This window comes from Desulfosediminicola flagellatus (genome assembly GCF_005116655.2).
Taxonomy (GTDB): Bacteria; Desulfobacterota; Desulfobulbia; order Desulfobulbales; family Desulfocapsaceae; genus Desulfopila; species Desulfopila flagellata.
The window spans coordinates 5,711,009-5,732,485 of record NZ_CP050698.1 but is presented as its reverse complement, the minus strand read 5'-3'; the positions used below and the strand labels follow the sequence as shown (position 1 = coordinate 5,732,485).

At 44.8% G+C, this 21,477-nt stretch carries 17 protein-coding genes; 9 read left to right on the top strand and 8 right to left on the bottom strand.

What is annotated here, in order from left to right; translation table 11 throughout:
* The first annotated feature begins 334 nt into the window (after positions 1 to 334).
* The 7 genes from FCL46_RS23725 to FCL46_RS23695 all read left to right on the top strand — a co-directional run bounded on the left by FCL46_RS23725 (position 335) and on the right by FCL46_RS23695 (position 10,752).
* Positions 335 to 3,652 (top strand): transglutaminase family protein, encoded by a 3,318-nt coding sequence (locus FCL46_RS23725; RefSeq protein WP_136809651.1) that lies wholly within the window; start codon positions 335 to 337, stop codon positions 3,650 to 3,652.
* Between the two features lie 69 nt (positions 3,653 to 3,721).
* Positions 3,722 to 6,241, top strand: a complete 2,520-nt coding sequence (locus FCL46_RS23720) for a circularly permuted type 2 ATP-grasp protein (protein WP_136809650.1) — start codon at positions 3,722 to 3,724, stop codon at positions 6,239 to 6,241.
* Positions 6,238 to 7,113, top strand: a complete 876-nt coding sequence (locus tag FCL46_RS23715) for a transglutaminase family protein (RefSeq protein ID WP_136809649.1) — start codon at positions 6,238 to 6,240, stop codon at positions 7,111 to 7,113. Before FCL46_RS23720 ends, FCL46_RS23715 begins: the two co-directional genes overlap by 4 nt.
* A 333-nt stretch (positions 7,114 to 7,446) precedes the next feature.
* Positions 7,447 to 7,692 carry a hypothetical protein gene (locus FCL46_RS23710; RefSeq protein WP_136809648.1) on the top strand — a complete coding sequence of 82 codons (246 nt, stop codon included), beginning with the start codon at positions 7,447 to 7,449 and terminating at the stop codon, positions 7,690 to 7,692.
* Positions 7,693 to 7,833: 141 nt separating this feature from the next.
* Positions 7,834 to 8,037, top strand: coding sequence for a hypothetical protein (locus FCL46_RS23705; RefSeq protein WP_136809647.1), 204 nt, complete (start codon positions 7,834 to 7,836; stop codon positions 8,035 to 8,037).
* Positions 8,038 to 8,069: 32 nt separating this feature from the next.
* Positions 8,070 to 8,495 carry an ArsC/Spx/MgsR family protein gene (locus tag FCL46_RS23700; RefSeq protein WP_136809646.1) on the top strand — a complete coding sequence of 142 codons (426 nt, stop codon included), beginning with the start codon at positions 8,070 to 8,072 and terminating at the stop codon, positions 8,493 to 8,495.
* Between the two features lie 586 nt (positions 8,496 to 9,081).
* A complete protein-coding gene (locus FCL46_RS23695) occupies positions 9,082 to 10,752 on the top strand; it encodes a sensor domain-containing diguanylate cyclase (protein ID WP_136809645.1) in 1,671 nt (556 codons plus the stop codon).
* A 267-nt stretch (positions 10,753 to 11,019) separates the two neighbouring features.
* On the opposite strand, the gene FCL46_RS23690 is transcribed toward FCL46_RS23695, so the two are convergent.
* Together FCL46_RS23690 and FCL46_RS23685 are read right to left on the bottom strand one after the other, a co-directional pair.
* Positions 11,020 to 12,906 carry a C13 family peptidase gene (locus FCL46_RS23690; protein ID WP_136809644.1) on the bottom strand — a complete coding sequence of 629 codons (1,887 nt, stop codon included), beginning with the start codon at positions 12,904 to 12,906 and terminating at the stop codon, positions 11,020 to 11,022.
* Positions 12,907 to 12,909: 3 nt separating this feature from the next.
* Positions 12,910 to 13,596 (bottom strand): NHL repeat-containing protein, encoded by a 687-nt coding sequence (locus FCL46_RS23685; protein ID WP_136809643.1) that lies wholly within the window; start codon positions 13,594 to 13,596, stop codon positions 12,910 to 12,912.
* Between the two features lie 229 nt (positions 13,597 to 13,825).
* Here FCL46_RS23685 and FCL46_RS23680 point away from each other — a divergent pair, with 229 nt between their 5' ends.
* Positions 13,826 to 14,038 carry a hypothetical protein gene (locus FCL46_RS23680; protein WP_136809642.1) on the top strand — a complete coding sequence of 71 codons (213 nt, stop codon included), beginning with the start codon at positions 13,826 to 13,828 and terminating at the stop codon, positions 14,036 to 14,038.
* Positions 14,039 to 14,257: 219 nt separating this feature from the next.
* On the opposite strand, the gene FCL46_RS23675 is transcribed toward FCL46_RS23680, so the two are convergent.
* The 5 genes from FCL46_RS23675 to FCL46_RS28605 form a co-directional block, all read right to left on the bottom strand.
* On the bottom strand, positions 14,258 to 14,971 hold the full coding sequence (locus tag FCL46_RS23675) for a sulfotransferase family 2 domain-containing protein (protein WP_136809641.1): 714 nt from the start codon (positions 14,969 to 14,971) through the stop codon (positions 14,258 to 14,260).
* Positions 14,972 to 15,080: 109 nt separating this feature from the next.
* On the bottom strand, positions 15,081 to 15,758 hold the full coding sequence (locus FCL46_RS23670) for a sulfotransferase family 2 domain-containing protein (RefSeq protein ID WP_136809640.1): 678 nt from the start codon (positions 15,756 to 15,758) through the stop codon (positions 15,081 to 15,083).
* A gap of 8 nt (positions 15,759 to 15,766) precedes the next feature.
* Positions 15,767 to 16,705 carry a glycosyltransferase family 2 protein gene (locus FCL46_RS23665; RefSeq protein WP_136809639.1) on the bottom strand — a complete coding sequence of 313 codons (939 nt, stop codon included), beginning with the start codon at positions 16,703 to 16,705 and terminating at the stop codon, positions 15,767 to 15,769.
* 446 nt (positions 16,706 to 17,151) lie between these two features.
* Complete coding sequence (locus tag FCL46_RS23660; RefSeq protein WP_217909508.1) at positions 17,152 to 17,769, bottom strand: hypothetical protein; 618 nt, start codon at positions 17,767 to 17,769, stop codon at positions 17,152 to 17,154.
* A gap of 672 nt (positions 17,770 to 18,441) precedes the next feature.
* Complete coding sequence (locus FCL46_RS28605) at positions 18,442 to 19,356, bottom strand: LuxR C-terminal-related transcriptional regulator (protein WP_136809637.1); 915 nt, start codon at positions 19,354 to 19,356, stop codon at positions 18,442 to 18,444.
* A gap of 224 nt (positions 19,357 to 19,580) precedes the next feature.
* Between FCL46_RS28605 and FCL46_RS23650 the strand changes: the two genes are divergently transcribed.
* Positions 19,581 to 20,387 (top strand): DUF3786 domain-containing protein, encoded by an 807-nt coding sequence (locus tag FCL46_RS23650; protein ID WP_136809636.1) that lies wholly within the window; start codon positions 19,581 to 19,583, stop codon positions 20,385 to 20,387.
* 58 nt (positions 20,388 to 20,445) lie between these two features.
* Here FCL46_RS23650 and FCL46_RS23645 read toward each other — a convergent pair whose 3' ends face one another.
* Positions 20,446 to 21,429 (bottom strand): Gfo/Idh/MocA family protein, encoded by a 984-nt coding sequence (locus FCL46_RS23645; RefSeq protein ID WP_136809635.1) that lies wholly within the window; start codon positions 21,427 to 21,429, stop codon positions 20,446 to 20,448.
* Positions 21,430 to 21,477: the final 48 nt, after the last annotated feature.

Genomic DNA, 21,477 nt, shown 5'->3' with positions numbered 1-21,477 from the left:
AACTCTTCAGATTTTTTAAAAAATAATGCTCGAAATATTAACTATATGTCTGCGCTTATTTTTTAAAAACTTCTCGATTTTGACCAAAATTCCTATTACCGGACACCCTCCTAATGTAATGCCCGACGAAAACCATAAATTTTTTTGATTTCATTGTTGCTTTTAAAATTTAATGCTCAGGTAAGCGAGGTACGAGACTCCCGGTAAGCGTTATGTATTCTTCCGGTTAAATTTATCGGCCGCCTTGAACTTGAAAAAATTTACAGGTTTTCTTCCAGGTACTCATTGTCAGGTAACGAGATAATAAAACTTATAATTTCTCAAAGGAACAGTTGTGGGAATCCATATAGCCTTAAACCATAGAACTACCTACAAATATGATCGATTAATTAACCTCGCTCCGCAGATCGTCAGGTTGCGTCCGGCTCCACACTGCCGGACACCCATTCTGAGCTACTCAATGAAGGTGACTCCCGCCGATCATTTTATCAACTGGCAACAGGACCCTTTCAGCAACTACCTTGGAAGGTTGGTATTTCCTGAAAAGACGACCGAATTTGAGGTTGAGATTGATCTGATAGCAGATATGATCATCATTAACCCTTTCGACTATTTTCTGGAACCTGATGCCGAAGAAATCCCTTTCACATATGAAAAATCGTTACAAAAAGAGTTACGTCCCTACCTGATCAAACGACGACTTGGCAAACTGTTTACCGACTATGTTGCTGAAGTCGATATCACCCCCAGGCGCACCATCGACTTTCTGGTCGACCTGAATATGAAGCTGAGTAATGATATCAGCTACCTTATTCGCATGGAGCCGAATGTTCAGGCCTGCGCCGAAACCCTCATCAAGAAAAGTGGTTCCTGTAGAGACTCTGCCTGGCTGCTGGTTAACATTCTCCGCTCGTTTGGTTTTGCTGCACGTTTTGTCTCCGGGTATCTGGTGCAGCTGAAACAGGATGTAAAGTCACTTGATGGCCCCTCCGGCACGGAAAATGATTTTACCGACCTGCATGCCTGGACGGAAGTATACATTCCAGGAGCCGGCTGGATCGGCATGGACCCGACTTCTGGCCTTTTTGCCGGCGAGGGTCACATCCCGCTTGCATGTTCACCTGAGCCGAGTAGTGCTGCCCCCATTACCGGGGCTCTCGATGAGTGTGAGGTTGAATTCGGCCACACGATGTCTGTGACGCGTATCCTTGAAGCACCTCGCTCCACACGTCCCTATCCCGAATCGGTCTGGTCAGAGATTCTCACGCTTGGTGACAGGGTGGATGACGAATTACGGGAGCAGGATGTTCGTCTCAGCATGGGAGGAGAGCCCACATTTGTATCCATTGACGATATGGAAGGAGCACAGTGGAACACAGAAGCACTGGGAGAAGAAAAGCTTGCTCTTTCAGAAATTCTCTTAAAAAAAATATGGAAAGAGTGGGCCCCGGGTGGTTTTCTGCATTTCGGTCAGGGCAAGTGGTATCCTGGAGAATCTCTTCCCCGGTGGGCTTTGGGGTGCTATTGGCGTAAGGACGGTATTCCCGTCTGGAATGATGATCAGTGGCTGGCTGATGTCTCTAAAGATTACGGATTTGGTATCAAAGAGGCAGAAACGTTTATCAGAACCTTAGCTGATACCCTGGAAGTAAACAAAGAGTATATTCGCGAGAGTTATGAAGATATTCTTCATAACCTGATGAAAGAACAGGAATTGCCACTCAACGTTAGTCCCACTGACCCCAAGTTGGATGATCCCGAAGAACGAAGGCGGATGATTCGTGCTTTCCAGCGTGGTCTCGGCTCAGTTGTCGGCTATGTTCTTCCCTTGCAGTATGGCTCCTGGAAAAGTGGCCCCTGGACCTTCAGGAGTGAGCATATGTATCTCCTGCCTGGGGATTCTCCTGCCGGTTTACGACTTCCGCTTGATTCACTACCCTGGGTCGCCCCTGAGGATTTACCTGATGATTACACGTTGGACCCCATGGCCTCAAGGGATCCTCTGCCTGATTATACCGGCCAGCAGAAAGTCGATACAACGATTTCAGGCAGTTCAGAAACTCCCGGTGATACTGTTCATGCCCAGCCGGGCCCTATAGACGATCCTGAACCGGTAGTTGGTAAATCCGCTGCATGGCTGGTTCGTACAGCCCTTTGTGTTCAGCCCAGGGACGGGCGTATTTATGTTTTCATGCCTCCCATTACTTCGCTTGAAGGCTACCTTGAGCTGATTCATTGCATTGAAATAACTGCTGAAAAAACAGGACTTCCTGTTGTGATAGAGGGGTATACACCTCCATCTGACTATCGCCTTGAATGTTTGAAAGTTACCCCTGATCCGGGTGTTATCGAAGTTAACATCCAACCGATGCACAGCTGGAAAGAGATGGTTGAGTGCACCACTACTCTCTACAACCTGGCCAGGGAGACTCGTCTTGGAACTGAGAAATTCATGGTTGATGGACGACACACCGGAACGGGAGGCGGCAACCATATCGTCATTGGTGGAGCTACTCCGGCAGACAGTCCATTTTTGCGTCGTCCTGACCTCCTGCGTAGCTTTATAACTTTCTGGAACAATCATCCGTCGTTGTCGTTTCTGTTTTCAGGTCTTTTCATGGGGCCGACAAGTCAACAACCCCGAATTGATGAGGCACGACACGACAGTCTGTATGAGCTTGAGATCGCTTTTGCCGAACAGGACAGGCAGACACAAGGGGACGCACCATGTCCGCCCTGGCTTGTCGACAGATTATATAGAAACCTGCTCGTAGATGTCTCCGGTAATACCCATCGAGCTGAGTTCTGTATTGATAAACTGTACTCACCAGACAGTTCCAGTGGCCGTCTTGGCCTTCTGGAATTCCGGGCCTTTGAAATGCCACCCCATGCACGCATGAGTCTTGCCCAACAGCTCCTTCTGCGTACCTTTGTAAGTTGGTTCTGGAAGAAACCGTACAGGCAGGAACTGGTTCGCTGGGGAACGCGGCTTCATGATCAGTTTATGCTCCCACAAGTTGTGCGTGATGATTTTACCGATGTGCTCAACATTCTCAACCGTGCCGGATATGCCTTTTCCATGGACTTTTTTCATCCTCACTTTGAATTTCGTTTTCCTATTTATGGCAAGGTGGACTATCAGGGAATGGAACTTGAGCTCCGTCAGGCCCTGGAACCGTGGCATGTGCTCGGAGAAGAGGCGGGTGGTGGAGGTACGGCACGATATGTTGATTCATCGGTAGAAAGGCTGCAGATAAAAGTTTCAGGAATGACGAAAGAGCGGTTTGTCGTCACATGTAACGGCAGAAGAGTTCCTTTAAAACCTACTCTTGAAGAAGGAGTTTTTGTTGCAGGCGTGCGCTACCGTGCTTGGCAGCCACCATCCTGTCTCCATCCAACTATCGGCATACATGCTCCCCTTAAGGTTGATCTGTTTGATACCTGGACTGGTCGGGCTGTTGGCGGCTGTACCTATTATGTCGGTCATCCTGGTGGACGCAGTTATGATATTTTTCCTGTAAATTCATACGAGGCAGAAGGGCGACGTAACTCACGGTTCATTCCCGGAGGTCATACTCCCGGTGAGCAGGTCAACACACCTGCCGAAGAGATTAATCGCTACCTTCCATATACTCTTGATTTGCGAACCTGATCAAGGTAAACAGGCGGCAGTGGAATCAATCACGATTCCACTGCAACCCGCACGCCAACCAGCAAATATATGAGCAACCCAGTCTCTGACAGTTCATCCGCATCAGTAAAGACCTTCCCATCTATTTTCGAGACAAACGTATGCCCACCCGGCTCGTATTGCGAGGCATTTGATTCTCAGGGATTACCCAGACTTCATTGGCAATCACTCCTTGAAACCCTGGACCAGAGAGGCAGGGCTCAACTGGAGTCAGATTATGAACGCGCCAAACGCATGCGTCATGAAGATGGTGCAACAATTAACCCCTACGATGACCTGACAGAGCAAACCACATCCTGGGCTCTGGATATGATTCCTCTGCCCATTGCCGCAAAAGAATGGACACAGATTGAGGCGGGAGTAAAACAGCGGATGGGGCTTCTCGAAGAAGTGCTGAGAGATACATACGGTGCTCAACTTCTGTTAAAAAATGGCAACCTTCCTTCAGAACTGATTTACGCAAATCCCAATTTTCTCCATGAATGTTACGGCATCCAGCCATCCGGAAACCGCTACCTGACATTTTATGCTGCAGATTTATACAGGGGGGAAGACGGACAGTTTCGAGTCTTCCGGGACTATGGTATGAACCCTGCCGGTCTTGGCTATGCACTGGAAAACAGGCTTGTCACTTCGCGAGTGTTTTCAGGTCTATATCACAAAACTCAAATTCGTCGACTGGCATCATTTTTTCAAACATTTCATAGGGCTTTCATCGAACGATCATCTCTTCGGAAAAGTGATCCGGGTATTGTTCTATTTTCTCCGGGTCCGGATAGTAATATTTATTTCGAGCATGCCTTACTGTCGAGATATCTAGGTTATCCTCTCGTTGAGGGACAGGATCTTACCGTCCGTAATGGGAAAGTATTCCTAAAAAAGCTTGCCGATCTTGAGCCGGTGGAGGCCATATTTCGACATGTTGATGACCAGATCAGTGATCCATTTGCATTTCGTCGAAGGGAGACAAAAGGGGTCGCTGGTCTTCTGCAGGTATGTCGTGAACAAAATGTCGATATTGTCAATCCAATTGGTTCCGGGTTTATTGAGACTCCTGCGCTACAGACTTTCCTGCCGCATTTATGCAGAGATTTGCTCGGCGAGGAGTTGTTGCTACAAAATCACTCAACCTGGTGGTGTGGCAATAGAAACTCTCTGGATTATGTCTTGAGTAATGTGGCTCAACTCACAATCAACTCAGCAATGGAGAGGTCCGGCAGCTTTAAGCAATCAGCTGATTTTCTCGCCGACATACAGTCAGCACCTTCAGAATATATAGCTTCATCGGCGCTTACTCCCTCTGTGAGCCCGGCATGGGACGGTTCTGGTGTGGCACGTTGTTTTAACATGATTCGCGTCTTTGCATGTGCGACAGAAAACGGATTTTCTGTTATGCCCGGTGGCTTGGCAATTACTGCCGACAATAGCGAAACCCTTATACTGCAGAGCCCGGAGAAACAAAAAAGTAAAGACATCTGGATTCTCTCAGATGAGCCGGTTGAACTTATCAGCTTAATGTCTGGCATGACATCTATTCCTGAATTTAAGCGAACGAGCGATCTTCCCAATAGAGTTGCGGACAATCTTCTCTGGTTAGGACGTTACCTTGAGCGAGCAGAAGGGTTAGTCAGAATTTTACGTTCAACCTTCAGGCGTTTGTCTGGAGAGGATAAACCGGAAAATGTGCCTGAGTTAAAGCTTCTCCTCCACATCCTGCAGGCAAAACATGTATTTCCAGCTTCCGTAGAAGGTGTTGACGTCAACGAACTTGACCTGGCACAACATCTCCATGACGCGCTTTACCGAAAGGATAGTTCCGAGAGTGTTGTTACCATCCTGAGACGCGTGCAGGAAACTGCAAGAAATGTCCGTGACCGGCTTTCTATTGATTGCACTCGAATTCTTAATCGAATGGAAAACTTTAGAGAGAATACCACTAACGATCCGGTTGAACTGCTGGATGAGATAGTATTTACTCTAAGCGCCTTTAGTGGTCTGGCGATGGAGAGCATGACCCGTGGCCTGGGGTGGAGCTTTATGGACATGGGACGCAGGTTGGAGCGAGCTATGAATCAGGCTGTACTTATTCGTCTTGCCATTCCTCATATCTGCAATGATTCTCATGATACTCTTCAGGCCTTGCTTGAGATCTGCGACAGTTTAATGACGTATAGGGGGAGATACCGATCTTCATTCCAGTTAGCTCCAGTTCTCGACCTTCTCCTCGCAGATGAAGGAAACCCTAAATCTTTGGCATTCCAGTTTAACCAGATTTCATCGCATGTTGAGCAACTTCCCCGGAAAAACGAAAAGAGATTTTCAAGTAAGGAGGAGTGTTGTGCTCTGGACCTCTTAACGGGGATTCGTCTGCTGGATTTGACGAGGATAGAGTGCGGAGTTACATCCTCTGAAATAGAAAAAGTGATCGAATTTTTAATACACACCGAACGAAAGCTCAAAGAACTGGGCCAGGAGGTGAGTGCTCACTATCTCACCCGGGTTCCTTCAACGCCTCATTTTGCTATTTCCCCAGGTAATCAGATCTTATGATCTATCGTGTTACACATACAACCGGTTACAAATATTCAGCCCCGGCGTCTCTTTCACAAAATGAACTTTTCCTGTCACCTCGACGAACTCCGTCGCAGGAGGTCTTGGAAAGCCAATTGCGTATTGATCCCCAGCCACAGCATATCCACAAGCGGACAGATTATTTTGGCAATACTGCTCACGTTTTCATGGTTCAGAATCCACACAATGAACTGGCTATCACCGCGACTAATCTCGTGAAGACTTCAACACCTGTCACCCCTGAACCCGGTTCTACGATGCCATGGGAGGATGTTGTTAAACGGCTGGCTGAACACAAAGAATCGTTAGACCTTGAGGCGCAGCAGTTTACTTTTGCAAGTCCACTGGTGCCTCTTCTACCCGCTTCCTTTAAGTATGTTGCACCATCATTTACTCCTGGAACTCCGGTACTCACTGGTGCAATTGATCTTATTCAAAGAATTTATACGGAATTCACCTACGACAAATTGGCAAGTAATGTTGAAACGACTGTTGAGCAGGCGCTAATAAACAGGAAAGGAGTTTGCCAGGACTTTGCCCTCGTGGCAATAAGCTGTTTGCGTGTGCTTGGATTGGCAGCCAGATATGTGAGTGGGTACCTGGAGACAATACCTCCGCCGGGAAAACAGAAACTCGTTGGAGCAGATGCATCTCATGCCTGGATTTCGATTTTCTTACCTGATTTTGGTTGGGTGGATTTAGATCCTACAAATAACCATCTTGCAAATGAAACGTACGTCACTGTGGCCTGGGGACGTGATTACAGTGATGTGTCACCGGTAAAAGGGGTGGTGATGGGAGGTGGAACCCACAATCTGTCGGTAACAGTGGATGTTTCACGACAGAGTTGATAAGCCGATTTACAACATATTGAGGCCTTGTCTTTGGGTTTAATCTCCTGTTTTTTAAATAGTCCACCCTATCTCCTGTTATTACTCTGAATTACCAATCGCACGACACGTTTGCTACAAAACTGTTGCTTCTTTACCTTTTTGCAGGAGTGAATGTTTTTTGGTAGCTCGTTTATTTCGGATCGTCTTGTATGGCTGGACATCGTATGCTGCGGTATGTAAACGATATGTTGAGCTATATTTATGGTCTGATATGGCTGGAACAGGAATTGCTTTGAGTGTATCAAGAGAGTTGGATTCGAATTTTCCTGATACCTTGAGGAGAAGTAATTTATGAAAGAAACGTGGGAAAAGATATTTGAATACGCCTCTATGCCTGTACACGGGACCTTGTCGAGAAAACTTCGCAAAGGTGTCTCACTGCAGGTCAATGAAGGGAAGATATTTGAGAAAGCAGTCGTATTCCTCGGAGATAGTTTTGTCCGGATAACTGAGGAAGAAGGTGGGCAGACAATTAATAGTTACTATGATTGGGCGGGCATACAATCGCTTCGGACGTACGGAGCAAAAGAAGAGTAGCAACATAAGCCGAAAAACAGTACCCAGATATTCGAATTTAACTCTCTGTCTTTTATGAATTGTCAGTTTGGAGATGTTCTTCGGCTTATTGTAGAAGGTGAACATTAGTTTGGTATAAGAGTATTAATTTAAGGTGAATGTGTGGATTACCGTATTTGTCCGTCTTGTGGGACTACCTATTTTGTTTCAGCACGAAGTGATGAAAAAATTGTTTTTCATGTGAGCGACAGCAGTGAACTGATTACTGTTCCCGGTCAGGCGTTTGATGAAATATATCTGACTATTGACCCGTTACGGTTCTATTGCGGTGCCTGCAGTTGGAGTGGCGGCATGCACGACCTGTAACTATAGACTGAGTAAAAGAAAGAGGAGAGTGTATGGAGATAGAATATTTTGAAAAACCTGGTTGTATCAATGGTGAAAAACAGAAACATATTCTACGCCAGGCTGGGCACACATTACGGTGTGTGAATATTCTTACCTATCCCTGGACAGAAGAAACACTCTTGCCGTTTATTGAAGGAAAATCCGCTATTGAGATAATGAACGGTACTGCTCCTGCAATCAAGAATGGTGAAATTGATCCGGCAGGATTGAGTTTCGCTGAAGCAACGCAAATGATGATTGAATCTCCAATATTGATCCGACGCCCGCTGATTCGTATAGACAGCATGCATATCCAGGGGTTTACCGATGAGCGACTGCTACCCTACTTGGGTGGGTGGGATGGTCTCGAAGATGTGATAACATGTCCAAATCTGCAGACAGTTTCCTGTGATGAGCAGAAGGGCGGGAAGCGCTGATTGATTGAATCCATGTCAATGAGAAAAGAGATAGTCACAGCCTGGAAGGCTGTCCGGGAATAGGAATTTCTTCAGGAAGAAAAAACAACCTGTAGAGCAACTTCGTCTCTGCTGTTCCCGGAAGTCTTCACCAAATACAGAAGGGTGCAACCATCATATGATGGTTGCACCCTTCTGTATTTGGGATGTTTGAAATGGATAAATCGTACTAAAAAATTATCCGTCTTCTTTTCTTTGAGGCGTGTTTCAATAGAGTCTAACGTTTTTGATAAATGCCAAAATAGCCATGCGAAAATAATTTATTAACGGATAATCATATATATAACATGTGGTTGCTTGTTCATGCACTCCATTGGTTTCCTACAAAAAAAACACGGCAATTGCCTGTCCTTTACCTTTATGGGGTATGAGGTAATTGCTTCATGCAAAGTTATTTCTACCATCTCGCTTGAGTCTGACGCTATCATTAAGCAGAGCCAACTACATAAATGATAAAAAACGTATTACTCGGAGAAAGCAGTCTACGGGAATGGGGACCGAGATGTGTACTGATTCCCGCTAATACAATTCTGTCTGTTAGAAAAATATGAAACTACGCGCCAAAGTAATAACATTTCTGATTGTGCTAACTGTTTCCTTTCTGGTGGCGGACTATGCCATTCATCGTTTTATCATTTTTCCCACATACACAGTTCTTGAAGAGGCTGCGGCTATAGAAAATCTGGAAAGGGTAAGGGGAGCTATCAGCAATGAAATCGAACATCTGGATACATATTGTAAGGATTGGGCATTTTGGGATGATACCTACGAATATATCGAAACCATTGATAGTGAATTTGAGCAGTCAAATCTTGAATCCGAATCATTCTCATCAGGAGGACTGAACCTTATTATTCTGGTTGATGCGTCCGGAAGCGTAGTTTGGGAGGGCGGATATGACCTTGAGAATGAGAAAGATATCACTCCTGAACCGATACTTGCTAATCCTGAATTGAAAACCTTTCTTCTCAACTTTCCTGATGATGGGAGTTTGCCATATGAACGTGGGAACAGAGGTATCGTTTTAAGCTCAAGAGGCCCTTTACTTGTTGCTGCACGCCAGATACTGAAAAGCAGTCGGCAGGGACCCTCCCATGGTGTCCTGATTATGGGGCGATTGCTTGGTGATACATCTGTGGAGAGAATTCGAAACCAGACCCGCGTCGATTTCTCTATGGATAACATAGATATTTCTGGAAAAACACGACCACTTAATGGCGCCAGAGTCAAGGTGGATAAGAATGCAGAATATTTCTTTGAAAAAATTGATAATGACAGCATGGTTGTTCATACCATTATCAAGGATTTTCTCGATCGACCTGCCATATGCATCCATGTGATCTTTCCTCGGGAAATCACCAAAGCTGGGCTCATGTCAATATACTACGCATTAGTTCTTATACTTTTAGTCGGCGGAGGGGCCGCTGTTGCTCTTGGATACTTTGTAAATCGTGTGATATTAAAACCGTTGTCGGGACTGGAGGCTGTGATACAAAAAGTACATGATAAATCCGATTACACTGTGCGTGCAGATATTTACTCGAAGGATGAAATTGGTGTCCTGGCCCATGGTTTCAACCTTATGTTGGAGAAAACCGAGAATCAGACTCAACAGCTTGATCTGTTTATAGAAGATTTGAAGAGTGAAATCAGGAAAAGGTCCGTTATCGAAGAGCGGCTTAAACTGGCAAATGATGAGCTGAATAAACTGGCACGACTGGACCCTCTTACTCTTATCCCGAACCGGCGACATTTCAATGAGGTCTTTGCCGGGGAGTGGAAAAGGCAACAACGAAATGGTGAGGTGTTATCTGTTATCATGTGCGATATAGATGGCTTCAAAAATTTTAACGATATGTACGGCCATCAGTGCGGAGATGCCTGTTTGCAACAGGTTGCCAAATCACTTGAAAATAATGCACGGCTCCCAGTCGATTGTGTAGCACGGTATGGCGGTGAAGAGTTCATCGTTCTTCTGCCGGAAACCCCGGTAGAAAATGCGTTGCTGGTAGCTGAGAGGATGAGGGCTTCAATAGAGGATTTAGCAATCCCACATCGTGCATCTTTCAACAGTGACGTTGTTACCTTGAGCCTGGGTGTTGCTGGTAGAGTTCCGGACGATGAATTCTCGCCCGATGATTTGATCCATATGGCAGATAAAGCCCTATATCTGGCAAAGGAACAGGGGAGGAACCGGGTAGTTTCTCTTTCTTTCTGAAGGCTGGCATGAACGACTACATTGCCAAACCTATTGACTCGTAAATTTTGAATGAGAAGCTTTAGAAATGGCTTAAGTGATATAACACGTGAGGTTTTACAGTTTAACACGGATTACTGGAGCATAGCGAAGGGACTGGTCATGAGAGTATTCAGCAAACTCAGGCCGGGAAGGGCGCAATCATCGAATGAGGGTTGCGCCCTCGCTGTGTGGGGGAAACATCACGCGGGAATGTCAAAAACACATACTACTATGCTGATTTTCGAATCAATCAGTATCTATCTCAGGCATGCAGGTCGCGCAGCCGTTATAGCCCTGATGAATTGCACGTTCTATGTCGCGGAAAGCTACTCGATTTGTTGAGCTCATTTTCCGTATCCAATTGCATTTGCCATTAATATGCAATTCTTTGGTGTTACGGTTGCCGACATACGGATGATCACCGATGGCAATGCGCCGCGAGATACGACCTACTTCACGCCCATCGACCAGCTGCCGAATCCAGAAGTCATAGACACCGTCCGGTGCATCCTCAGGAAGTTCTATAAAGAGGATCGCTTCTGTATTGTCACTGGGTTTAAGTTCCATATGACGAATAGCGCTCAATGGGTCTTTGCCAAGCTTGAATTGAACGTACAGGGCACTTTCATCCATAGGCTGCATATTCACAAGCGTGGAATTTTGTGTAATACGTTTAACGATTTTCATACTCGCTTTACAGCCATCGGGTAGTTCACTCAGGTCGAGCTCCAGATCGCTGATACAATGAACCCTGGGCCATCCCTGAATCTGAAATTCTACATGGGCGAAGCCACCACCGAACATGTCTTCTACATCAAAATTTTTCCAGACCACATTGTTGTTTTCTCTGATTAATTGTCTGAAACTTGTTGAATCTGTGATCGAGCTCAGGTCCGGGGCTGGATCCTGGGCATTGGATAAAATACCTATAAAGCAACAATGTTTAGAATCAGGGAGTTGATCCGATGGCCATTCCAGTGGCCCGGCTACTATGGTTTCATCAACCGGGACTACCGGGACGGGTACGGAACCTATACTTGTCCAGCTTGCAGGGGTCGGCAGGGTGGATGGTCGTGTCCAGTAGAGGTCTACATTTGCATTGCCCGGTGTGTATCCTCTGTTGCGAATACGCAGATATATCCAGTTGCTCTGCCCTTTTTCAATATCTTCAAAATGGGTGTCCTGGCTGAGGGCGGCTGGAGTGAGCAATGCGGCTCCGGGGTCCAGTAGTTGATTTCTGAAATGACAGATATCCGGACTTCTGCAAATGCTGCTGCCAGTGGTGGGTTCTATGCCCACATCGGAAAGATTGTCACGCATGCACAGATCGGCAAAGTTCAAATGCAATCGCTCGCCCAGCTCACGATTGCCATCATCGTATTGGGGTGTTTCTGATGACGACTCGATACCCTCTATGTAATCAAACACTTCACGCATAGTCAGGAATGTGTTTGCATCATCGTCGGCATTAACCGGGGTTCCCGTCAGGGTCTGGCCGTCGAGTGCTGCAAATAAATGCCAATTGAACTCACCATGAGGGTAGGTAACATTGCCGAGAGTCGGGTCAGAGATAATCTCCCTTTCAGTATCAGTGGGGTATGCAACTTCATCATCAGCTGCCGCTGTGAGAATGACAGTGCGTGCATTGGTCAGATGGGGGATAAATCCTCCGCTGAAGCATTGCTGCATGCAGAAAATTCTATATGCATAATTGATCTGATCGACAGCTGTGGCAAAATCATCTGCACGCATCTTGCCGTCATTAAGGCAAAGAGTGCTGATCGCGTTGAACATAGAGTCTTGATCATCACCGTGGTCGAAGGTGTAGACAAAGAGCAAATCCTGATTGGTCACTTGCGGGAAGCCGTTGGTGCCTGCAGAAAGGTCGGTGAATATTTGCTGGACATTGGTAATTGTTGCTGCCAAATTTGTGATGGGCGGGGCTGGGTTGTATTTAGCTGCGGGGAATGATGGATGGGAGTAGTCAGTACCGTTCCCATAAAGAACAAAAATGTTGTTAGCGTTGAAGTCGTAATTTAAAAGCGTTTGGCGCATATTTACGACGTCAAAGAAAAACTCATTCATAAAAGGTGAGGCTGTAGATGATATAAGAACTGCGTAACGTTGACCCATGATCTAGTCCTCCTTTTTTATGCAGTAAATACGTGCATCGTGTGCATCGGCGGTCCAAAAATTATTATTATGGTCTATACTCAGACTGCGCACTGCTGAGATCGGGATTTTTGCCTCTGTACCGAGCCATTTTCCTTTTGTGTCAAGATCGACCAGGCTGTTGCTGCGGCCCTCAACTACCCAAAGGCGCTTACCGTCAACATCGAAATCCAATCCCATTGGTTTAGGGCCTGGAGACCAGAATCCCTGAAGAATTTTTTTATTATCGACGTCTATCTGAAGAATACAGCTTGAATAGCCGGCTTCAACTGCGACCCAGAGTGTGTCAGCGTGCCACGCAAGGTCATTGACAATACTGTTTCTAGCCCGGATTCCTCCGCTATAGTTGCCGCCGTGGAGTGTTTTTAAATCTAAAATATCTTCCTTTAAACCCGTTGCCGGATCAATTCTTGACAGAATCCTCTCCTTTGCTGTTGCCGCATAGAATGTATTCCCGTGCCTGGTAATTCCGCCATCTGCCCCGGATATTTCCGAGATGCTTTTGTCTGCCATAACTTCAGGGGATGCACTTTTTTTGTATCGTTCTAATTTTCCGTTTTTGCCACCTGAAATCCATACAGAGTTGCCGGTTATCACTAATCCATCAGGATGTTGGGGTAAATCCAGGGTTTTTGTAAGTATCAATTCCATAGAATTCTCCTTTTTTCTTAGTGGTGACATGTTGATAGAACCCCAGAATGAAGGGCTGTGCCGGTAGTTCACTGCTTAAAGAAAAGACTGGAGATATTGGCCGCCTGAGAAGGCAGTTTCGTTCTAAATACGTATCTGTATTTCCTGTATACCCATGCAATAGCTGAAGGCCGGGTTCTGAAGATGAACATGGGCTGTGGGTTCAGGAAGAGTATGTGATGATGTAGAGATGCTACGTGTGAGGATCCAGGTATTGTCGCTTATCGGGCTGGCAGCAAAAAAGGAGTTTACGTTTTCTGCTAAGGTTAAGGTTGATGCATATGAGCGTATGACTGTTGCCGCAAGAGCTCTGCCCTTGCAATACGAGGCGATTAAAATCATTGCCATGCAAACACTGATCGTTTCCATTTTTACCCCCGTTAATCACTTACTGCCTACTTGATTCTAGCATGGATATAGAGCTTGTGTAAAATGTTAAGTCATTGTTTTGTCGTTGTTGTATGCGTTTCTTTGAAAGGCAAAAGATAGCAAATTATCGGAATGAGACCATATTGTTGAAGGGGAAATAGTGAGGTTACTCCTACAATATAGACGTATTAATTACATGGATGTTTTCCTGTGTATTTGCCAGGTGTCATCCAGTTTCGAAAGTGAAGCATAATTAGGGAAGAGACCGAAAAGAATACTTGAAGTTGTCGATATCTTTTTGGTAAATATCAGCTACGATATCAAATGTTTCCTGATCATAATAGTCGCAATATGAGGCATAACTGGGGAATGAATCAGCTTTTCTCAATCTGTTCATGATTGCAGTTCCACCTCTTTGCAGAAAGTTTTGGGTATCTCTTTTTTCTCTGGAAATGTTGATATGAGGTAAGGGTGTTTGGGGAAATCCGATATGCATGCATATTTGGTCAAAATCGGATTGCAAGGTTTCAAATCTGCCTATGTAGTCAACCAGCAATTCACCATCTTCAGAGTAAATGAGTTCACTTTGAGGACACACAAACCAATACATATTGGGGAGTATGCCGTGTAGAAATGTATCCTTTAAAAAGTCCTTAAAGGAAAGTCTGCGGCTATATCCTAAATATTTATACAAAGAGACTACGCGGCTCCAGGGATTTCTGACAAAAGTAAATCTATAATATGTATCAAATAACTCCTGACTCAGATAGTTACAGCCGACGTAATCTTGCGCTTTGAGGTGGGCCAATCGTGGAGGCCCTAAAGCTGGATGGCCATTCTCTCTGAGGAGTAACGAGGCACGGGTTTCCCACGTTAAACCGAGTGATTTTAGAAAGACATGTTCAATGCTTTGTCCTGCATTTTTAGGGATATGGATAAAAACGCATTTGTAGTGATGACAGATCATAATGTAGTAAATGAATGAAAGAAGGTGGTTATTATCGAAACGTAGTGAGGAGTGAGGAGAGAAAAAGAAACATGATTAATTGCCTGAAACTGAAAGGCTTATACTGTCTTTAGCAATCCTCAAGGGTTTGCCGGTATCCCAATAGCATGAAATCCTTACGATATATTTCCTCAACTTTTCTGGCCATAGCAGATGAGTAGACATCGGAAATAGCTGTTTTTGCTTTTTGCTCTGAACGATTTAGGTGCATCAAGCGATCAGGTAAGTTCAATTTATCACGAACAACTTCATACTCTTCTTCAAGATTTTCAAATTTTCCTATGTGGTCGACCAGGCATTCATCGTTCTGATATATAAATTCATATTGCGGGATAAAATGCGTGTAAGCGTAAACCCTGTCACTCGTCAGCCAGTCGCAAACAAATTCTTCAAAGCTGTTAACATTACACAATATTCTGGATTTAAACTGGAGGTCATTATTTTGTGAATTTCCTCCACTGTTTAAATATTTGTAGGCAGAGTACAACCGATCATACGGGTTGCGAACAAAGCAGAATGTGAAAGAATCACTCCATAAATGAGGGTAACATCTCTTTATGTGAAGTGCGCTGCAATGACGTGCTCCATTTGCCTGACCAAACAGAGAAAGACGGAGGCTTTTCCCGGCTGTCTTTGGTACATGAATAAAGAAGAATTTTTTTTCAGAACAGGTCGCAAGATCATGTTTGGTAATATTTTTCTGCCTGACGCCAAATTTTCTCAACAACCTGTATTTCTGTTTATACATATTTTCTTTCAATTACCATGAATTGTCTGATACTCTTTGCCGAGGATTCCAAAAAAGCCAAGGACCAATCCTATTGCTGAACCTGTCCAGTGAATTGAGGTAAGAAATGCTTTGCTGGAGACAATTCCTACAGAAATGAGCAGAAGTGGGCCCAGAATCAATCGTGATACTATTTTAGGGAAGTAGCGCATGAGGGTGTACGCATATCCTTTTTGTTGTACCGACATATGTGTAGTTGCGGCTCCAACCCTGAAAAGTCGTTGAAACTGCCATTGTACGGTGAGCCTGGTATGCGGTATTTTTTCGTAAACCGTTGCCGTGTTGGTCCAGATATGTTTACTGCCTGTCTCGGCAGAACGATTGAAAAAATCGATATCGCTACCACCGGAAAGAGCGAATCGTTCATCAAATCTCAAGCCTTTGTCAGTAACGAGAGAGGATGAGAAAATAACATTGTTGGTGGACATTCCTTTTCTGGGTTGCCCTTCTTTCTTATTCCAAGCCTTACGCTTAGCCATAGTTGCCCATCGCGGGGTGTTTTTTTCTGGTAGAAGACTTATTACCTGGCCTTGCACGGCGTCAACGTTATTGGTGGTAATAATAGTATGAAGGGCGAGCAACCAGTCTGGTGCTGCGGTTTCGTCATCATCAATAAAGACGATATATTGTGCATCGCTGGCAATGGCGGCATCTATCACTCGATTTCGAGCATAAGGAATGCCTCTTTGTATTTCAGAAAGATATTCGAGTTTGCAGGGGAATTTTTCTACGAACTCGTTAAACACAGGTCGTCCGCTCTGTTCATCATCATTATCTATAATGACTGTCTCGACCTTTACAGGAGTTGAGAATATTGATTGGACAATAATACTTTCCAGGAGTTCAGTAAGGAGATTCGGGCGTTTACAGGTGATGATTCCAAGCAGAATTATAGGGGGAGTAGACATAAGGTTCACCGTTTACAAAAAGTAATTGTAACTATTCAGCAGCACCCCACCTGCCCCCGATCGGGACGCTTCGCATAGGCATACTATAGCCAATCGTCCCGCTTGAGGCCATCTGGAGCACTGCTAAACAGTTACGGCCTGCAAAAAAGGGTACGTATTAGGTCTTGACTGAATAGTTACAAATAATTGCGCATTTCATGCGCAGTAATACAAGAAGTTGCAGAACAGGAATTGCCTTCTGATTGAATTGAGCAATCCATCAACTCGACTTCTCTATCTTTACGAACAGAATGTGCAGGGAGAATGGATGGAATGTGCAATTGTGAGGTGGGATGATTGTTGAATGCAATAGGGTTTGGAAAATTGCGAATTTATCTGCGTTCGCGAGGGCGGAATGTGTTAGGCGTGGAGTGATGATTACAGACTCGCTCTATCTGGCAGTAACGTTATAATTCAATTCTGCCCTGGAGTATTTTCAAAACATCATACTTCGCGAATACCTCACGAATCTGCTCGTCATTTCCGAAATCTAAATTGGTTTGCTTCAACGTAACCTTTTGCGAATTCCTTACATGCTTAAAGAATTTCGGATAGTAATGGATTTTTTTGCATGGAATAGCTTTCAACAGAGTCATGGTTTTGAGCCATATATCATCTCCGTACTTGCAGAGGTCCATGAAAATTTCGTTTTTGGCAAAATCCTCATGAAAACAGTTGGCAGGATACAACACGCCTCCGACACCTAGCGGAAAAACCAGGGAAGATTCAATCTCGCGGTCCAGGTTCGGCCACAACCAATACGGATTGGTATCTCCATTGGGTTGAAACGTTACATATCTTGCCCTGTGGCAAATAATCGTTTCTGGATTGTGTAGATGGTATGCATAAAGAAGTCGTAGCCAATGAGTGGGATAAATCATGTCATCATCGCCCGTTACAATAATACTATTCGGGTACATCGTGTAGCAGTGGATGATTTTGTTATAGGACTTGAAATCAGGAATTGAGTGTATTTCAAGACCGAATTTCTCTAACGCCCGTACTTTTTTAGGTAGAAACTCCATGTCCTGATCTGCTATCCACAAACATATGCGTGCAGGTGAGAGCGATTGTTTCAAGATACTCTCAATCACTCTATGTAATGTAGGAAACCTTGGTGGATAACTGGTAAGGGAGACTGTTACATCTGCCTGATTTTTATCACTAATAGGTTGACATTCTTCAGGTAAAGGACCAAAGATACTCTTCCGCAATTTTGATATTACACATCTCATTTCAAAAAAACCTTGTGATTTCTGCTATTATACCTGGCTTATGGTAGGTGTTTTGCCACTCCTTTCAACATGTTTATTTCATGCTCTTCAATAGTAAAAGCAGCAGAACGGGGATACCTTCCGGTTGAGTGAGCGATCTATGTTATATGTTGACTATCTGTCTTTAATTACAGAATGTGCAGTGAATATGGATGTACTGCATACTTGATGTGGATGGAGAGATTGTCGAATGACTTCGGTTAGATGGTATGTGGTTGTTTGAATAGTCATGAGCTGATGTTTATGAGATATTAATGTACACCTAGGAGGGGGGCCGACAATAGGGATTTTCGCTCAGATCAAGGCAAAATCGCAAAATTACCGGAGGCATATAGTTAATATCTCGATGTCTCGTTCCTCGCTAATCGGAGGATAATTTTTCGAGTTTAACGAAGATATGGGTGAAAAGAGCATTGTCGGACACTAGAGTAAACCATTTTTTACGGCCCAGACTGAAGCCTGGGTGCGGTCATTAACTCCAAGTTTGTCAAATATATGAGCTACATGTGTTTTAACGGTATGTTCAGAGATAAATAGCCGTACAGAGATTTCCTTATTAGTGGAACCACCTCCAAGCATGGTCAATACCTCAATCTCTCTGGTGGTAAGCGGTGACTCCAGCCTCTGGTTACTCTCTTCGATGTTTCTGGCTCGTCCTTCTTCAAGGACTTTCAGCTTTGCCTGTAAGGCTTGAATATAGTCATCCTGTTCGCTCACCTGCTGATGAAGTGTTCGGGTGTCGATTGAAAGGGATACTGTCCCGGTTGTGTTCCCATCTTTATCGATCAGCGGAAATATCGATCGCTCTTCAAGCGGTTTTGCAAAATACGGACAGCGGGCGGTTGAGGAATATTGCCTTGAGACAGCAGCAGCAAATGCGAGGCAGGTAGTATAGCCGCACTCCCGACAATTGCTTTTCGGCAGTAACCTGAGGATCTCGATTGGAGATGTTGGTGAATAGGTTCTATGATCAGGCAGGATCTCACATGATTGCTTTTTGATCTTTTCCAGAAATTCCAGCAACAGTTTTAGAAATTCTGTAGCGTCACCATAATCGGCGACAGGAGTGAAAGAACCTTCATGACCATAGAGCAGGCAAAGATGCTCTTCATATGTAAATCTGATGAACGCCGGGGTCGAACTGTAGCGCGCACCTTCGACAACAGCGTTGATGTATGGAAAAAGTGACGCAATACTCTTCTGCAGACTGAATTTTGCACTATAACATCTCTCTCTGTCGACAGGGCCAATATAGCCGGTCGGACCCACCTGAATAATCTCTATGCTTGAAAAAATGTCAGGGTAATCTGGTAGTATAGAGCTTTGTGAAATGGTCATTGGAGATTCATGCGTATGTGCTTTTTTTCAAGAGATTATAGTTGGCCGGGTAATGTAGCCATATCTTCACTTGATGGATGTACGGGAAATGATATAAATCCCCCATTCAGGCGATGTGTTTACAGTTCCAGTATAGTATAAAATTTCAATAGAAGATGACTGTAAAAAAGATCGTGTAGTTGAAATTGTATTTACCTGCATTTTTCATCAGTTCAGGAGGCTTTATGTCCACATTCAGCAATGCTATGGAAGTTTTCCGACTTTTACCAAAGACAAACTGCCGCGATTGTGGGGACAAAACATGCCTGGCTTTTGCTGGTAATGTGTTTCTAGGGCAAAAGCAGCTTGGCCAGTGTCCACATGTCCCGGCAGATATAGCACAGAAGTATAGCTCTCAGGAGAAAATACGATCCATTCAGGAAGAAGACTTCATGCGGAACATGGAGAAGATGAAATCCATGTTGCGGGAACTTGACCTTGAAGAGCGGGCAAAGAAAATTGGTGCTACGTACGCAGATAATAAGCTTTCCCTCAATATTATGGGCAAGAAGTTTTCGATCAATAATCAGGAAGATGTTTTCACTGATCTGCATGCAAATCACTGGCTGCTTGGTACTTCACTCAGCTATATCAATCTTTGTCAGGGTGTACCGCTTTCAGGTAATTGGGTGCCGTTACGGGAGTTACCCAGCGGCAAGGACTGGTATCGCCTTTTCGGCCAGCAATGCGAACTGATTTTGAAGAAAACTGCCGATAACTATTCCGATCTCTTTGAAGATCTGGTGCATATCTTCAGTGGCAGACAGATCGCCAAACAGTTTGATGCTGATATCGCACTCATACTTTCGCCTTTCCCGCTAGTGCCTATGCTGATCTGTTACTGGAAACCTGAAGAAGGTATGGAGTCTTCACTCAACCTCTTCTTTGATGACACGGCCGAACGCAATATGGGAATTGATGCGCTCTATTCTCTTGGAGTCGGTATCGCCAAGATGCTCGAAGTACTTGCCCGGCAGCATAGCGGTAGGTAACACAAAAAAAGAGAACGCGCTTTTTTCATCAGTTCAGGCAGCGTCAGCTTTAAGGCCGCTATACCCATGTCCCGCGCTGGGCGCTGTTCACTATATTTTCAATAACCTGCATATTGCAAATGGCATCCTCCAGTGAAACAGGCACATCCGTGTTGTTCAACACCGCCAGTGAAAACGCATCCGCCTGAAGAGTGTATTGATCACAGATATCAAAAATGATCTCCTGAGTTTCACTGCCTCGCTGAAGCCATAAACGACAAGGGGCATCCGGAGGGGCATTAAATGGTATCTCAATTTCTATTCGGCCCTTTGTACCGAGTATATTGACCCGTTGATAGGGGGCTAATTGGGTGGAACAGGTAAAGGTAGACGTGCCATTAGCGAAATCAAGAATGCCGGAAGTGAGGTAATCTGTCTTGAACGTTGAATCATATTGCATCGCACCAAAAACTCGTTGGGGCTCAGTACCGAAGATAAACCTCGAAAGGGAGATGCAATAGCAGCCAATATCCATCAAGCCGCCGCCACCGGCTTCAGCGATATTACGAATGTTTGTCGAGTCAACATTATAGTAGGAAAAAAACGACTGGATAGTCTGCAAGGTTCCGATCTCCCCATCATCAACGAGCTGCAGCGCCTTTTTCCATTGAGGGTGCTGACGGTACATAAACGCTTCCATCAGTTTATAATCCGGGTAGTTTTTTGAAACATCCAACAGCCTCTGTGCATCAGCAGAAGTGAGGCTGATCGGCTTTTCGCACAACACATGCTTGCCAGCCTCCAGCGCCTTTATACACCAGTCGACATGAAGATGATTTGGCAGCGGAATATAGACAGCCTCTACCTCAGTATCTGCAAGAAGTTCTTCGTAGGTGCTATAGGCGTGAGGGATACCGAGCTGATCAGCAGCGGCCCGGGCCTTCTTGGCATTTTGCGACGCTATTGCAACTATGTCGCAATAGCTGCTTTTCTGCATGGCGGGGATGACTTTTTTCACGCCAATATTGGCTGTACTCAAAATACCCCAACGCACCTTTTTCATAATGTTACCTTAAGATAAGTGTTAGTTTCTTAGCCAAAATTACAGACA